3 protein-coding genes and 1 pseudogene are annotated in these 3,643 nt (G+C 31.2%); 1 reads left to right on the top strand and 3 read right to left on the bottom strand.

The genetic code is table 11. The features are described from left to right. Positions 1-37: 37 nt before the first annotated feature. Positions 38-160, bottom strand: a complete 123-nt coding sequence (locus JJE11_RS16555; protein WP_291637607.1) for a hypothetical protein — start codon at positions 158-160, stop codon at positions 38-40. Between the two features lie 535 nt (positions 161-695). Between JJE11_RS16555 and JJE11_RS16550 the strand changes: the two genes are divergently transcribed. Then, positions 696-1,322, top strand: a complete 627-nt coding sequence (locus tag JJE11_RS16550; protein ID WP_291637605.1) for a flavodoxin family protein — start codon at positions 696-698, stop codon at positions 1,320-1,322. A 244-nt stretch (positions 1,323-1,566) separates the two neighbouring features. On the opposite strand, the gene JJE11_RS17810 is transcribed toward JJE11_RS16550, so the two are convergent. Continuing rightward, complete coding sequence (locus tag JJE11_RS17810; protein ID WP_366927954.1) at positions 1,567-1,680, bottom strand: hypothetical protein; 114 nt, start codon at positions 1,678-1,680, stop codon at positions 1,567-1,569. A 66-nt stretch (positions 1,681-1,746) separates the two neighbouring features. Beyond that, positions 1,747-3,643: pseudogene (locus tag JJE11_RS16540) on the bottom strand (HD domain-containing phosphohydrolase); the annotation flags it as partial.

The raw sequence follows: 3,643 nt of genomic DNA, 5'->3' as shown, positions 1-3,643 counted from the left end.
ATTGTCCACGAAGTGAAACGATTTTTTGATATTTTTTTCAGATAAAGTCTTGAATAGCTTGTTTTTTTATTCCCTTACATATTGAGTTCTGGTACCACTCATCAATACTATCAAACAGTACTCCTATAGTTTTCCTTCTACTCAAAGTTGGTTTTTTCATCTATTGCGACCTTCTTAAATTTTTATAAATAGTAGGATTTTCCCAAATAAAAAACTGCCGAATTGTTCCGAAACTATACATAATATTTCAGTAAAAATTCTGGCAGTATCTTTGTTATAAACTTTACATTATTAAATTAGTTATCAAGGAATGGCTTAAAATAATTTGGGTATAAATAAATTGACTTTCATTTTATTAGAACTTGTCCAGTATGATATCTCCTTTATACTCTATGCTTCGGGCTATGTCAACATTTTTCAGGAAAATAGTAACAATATACGGAGAGTGTTTTCATAAAGTTAATTGATTTGCATTGTGATACCACTTTAAGGTGTATGGAGGGTGAAGAACGATTTGAAATAGTAGTAACTTTATAGATACTATAGGATAAAAAAGTGCGTACTTGTATTTATAATACTTATATTCTAAAATGGTACTATACATTAAAAATGCATCTGCATAACTATGTATAACTCTTGTTACATAAAGATACTATCAAGATTTACCAAATATAAAATTAAAGCGAGGTACTTAAATGAAAGTATTACTTATTAATGGTAGTCCAAATGTTAACGGATGTACTTATACTGCCTTAAGTGAGGTAGCAAAAGAACTAGAAAAAGCAAATATTGAAACTGAAATTTTTCATGTTGGAACTAAACCTATTCGTGGTTGTATGGCCTGTGGTGGTTGTTTTAAAGATGATTCTCACAAATGTGTATTTAATGACGATACTGTAAATATCGCTTTAGAAAAAGCTAAAGAAGCAGATGGTTTTATTTTGGGATCTCCCGTGCATTATGCAAGTGCATCTGGTCAAATGACTTCTTTTTTAGATAGATTCTTCTTTGCAGGAGATGGTTTTCAATATAAACCCGGTGCTGCAATAGTAAGCTGCCGCCGTGCTGGTTCAACAGCAGCATTTGAACAATTAAACAAATACTTTACTATTTCAAATATGCCTGTTGTATCTTCTCAGTACTGGAATATGGTTCACGGAAATACCCCTGAAGAAGTTAAACAAGATTTAGAAGGAATGCAAACAATGAGAACCTTAGGCAAGAACATGGCTTGGCTCTTAAATTGCATAAGCGCAGGTAAAAAATCGGGTGTTACATTACCAGAAGAAGAACCCAGAATTGGAACCAATTTTATACGCTAATTCTCTCTCCCATGATTTCAATAAAAATTATGAGTTTTTACTTTTTTATTAAATGAATATACTATGAAAACTATCTATTTTCCATTTTTAATTTATCTTTTATATTTCTGTTTTCCTCAACAAATATCACTAATTGCTTTGGAATGAGCTTTTTCATTTTCTGCTATTTTATTAATATTAGACTTAGATAGCTTGCTCATAAATTTAAAATTGATAATAGAGCCTATGATAATAAAAATAATTCCTATTGTCGTATTAAAGCAATTGCCTCTTTTAAAATTATTAAAGCTAAAATTGGTGCTAAGGCCGGTTTAATAAAGAATACAATTGAAGCAGTAGACGCAGAAGTCTCTTCCATTGCTAAAATATAAAATGTGAACCCAAGTCCAGTGACACAAATGCTAATATAAGCTAAATTCCACTGTTATTCAAATCGTTTATTCAATACTTTTTCAATAAATATTTTTGTCAGTTCTACATCAAATTGACTACCTGCATTTTTTTTTAGTTCTTCTATAGCAACTTCCTCTGGTAAAGCATTACGATAGCTTCTTTCACTGATCATAGCATCATATGCGTCAGCAATTGCAATAATTTTCGATTGAAATGGTATTTCCCCCTGTTTTAGACCTTTAGGATACCCCTTCCCATCAAGTCTTTCATGATGAGCTAACACATATTGTGCCATTTCCGACAGTTCATTTACTGTACTAAGTATTCTATAACCTATTTCTGGATGTCGCTTTATTTCTTCCCATTCATCATGGGTTAGTTTTTCTGACTTATTAAGTATATTTTCTTCTATAGCTATTTTCCCTATATCATGCAATAACCCAACAGTTTTAAGTTCTTTAATCTCATCTTCACGTAAATCAAGGACTCTACCCATGTTCTCGCATAATTTCGAAACTCTAAGGGAGTGCTGTTCTTCCCTTTTATTTTTTTCATGGAGCGTAGAAATTATAGTATTTATAGTTTTTCCTCTCATACTTGGACCTTCAAACAGTTTTTTCTTATACATATTATCTTCAGCTTTTTTTAATATCTCTTGGATTTTCTCTTTTTTACTAGTCTTTGATTCATATCCAAAAGAAACAGATATATCAACAGTGCCAACTTTTTCTTTTGATGCTAAAGTATTAATATTTTTAATACTTTGTTCTGTTTCATCCATATTTGTATTAGGTAATAAAACTACAAATTCATCACCTGCCAGTCTAGCAATAATGTCCTCTTTTCGTAACCCATTTTTCATAACCTGTGCTACTTTTTTAAGTAACTCATCTCCTACTGCATGTCCAAAAGAGCATTCACGAGTTTAAGACCATTAACATCTGCCATAACAATGGATAGAGGAAAACTACTTTCAACATCTAGCCTAATTAACTCTTCCTCAAAAAATCTTCTGTTATATAAACCTGTTAATTGGTCATGATAGCTTAAATACTGCAATCTATCTTCCATCTGTTTACGCTCACTGATATCCCGGAGTAAAGAATGCAATACTTTTTTACCATTAAGAACGATAGTTGTCATCATTATCTCAACAGGTAATAAACTGCCATCTTCTTTTTTATGCCACCATTCAAATTTACATTTTCCTTCTTCCATAGCACGTCTATACATCTCAGTTGCTTTTGCTTTAGTAAGTTGACCATCTGGCTGTTTCTCCGGTGAAAACATTTCTGGACCTTTCCCAAGTATAGATTCCTTAGAATGAACTCCTAATAATTCTAACGCAGCTAAATTACAATTAGTAAATAGATCATCTTCCAAAATTAGTATTGCATCCGATGAACTTTCAAATATATTTCTGAAATTATACTCACTTGTAATTAAATCTTGTTCTACCTTTTTTCTTTCAGTAATATCATTAACAATTACTGCAAGTTGTAATTTCTTAGGTCTATAGGCTACTATTTCATAAAAACGTTTAGTATCCTTTAAGTAATGTTGGTAATTGTAAGATTGCCCTGTTTTAACTACTATATTTAGTTTTTCAATAATTTCTTTTTCTAGTGAAGGTAAACATTGACATACAGTCTTCCCTAAAATATCTTTAGACTTCATTTTTGTTAATCTCTCATAACTTTCATTTACATCCAATAGTCTATAGTTCCTAATATCCTCTCCATCAAAACTTCCTTCGTAAAGAGCTAATCCTTGCTGCATTTCATTTACTAGATTTCTATATCTTTCTTCACTTTTCCTTAATTTTTGCTCATTTTCAGTAATTTGATCGTATTGAGCTCTTAATTCTTCCTCCGAAGCGGTCAATTCTTGTATATATGCTCCAAGCTCTTCATTAGATGCAGTTAATT

It is taken from the genome of Clostridium sp., from assembly GCF_016650095.1.
Classification (GTDB): Bacteria; Bacillota; Clostridia; order Clostridiales; family Clostridiaceae; genus Clostridium_AD.
The sequence above is the reverse complement of the archived record's forward strand: the minus strand, read 5'-3'. Positions and strand labels throughout refer to the sequence as shown.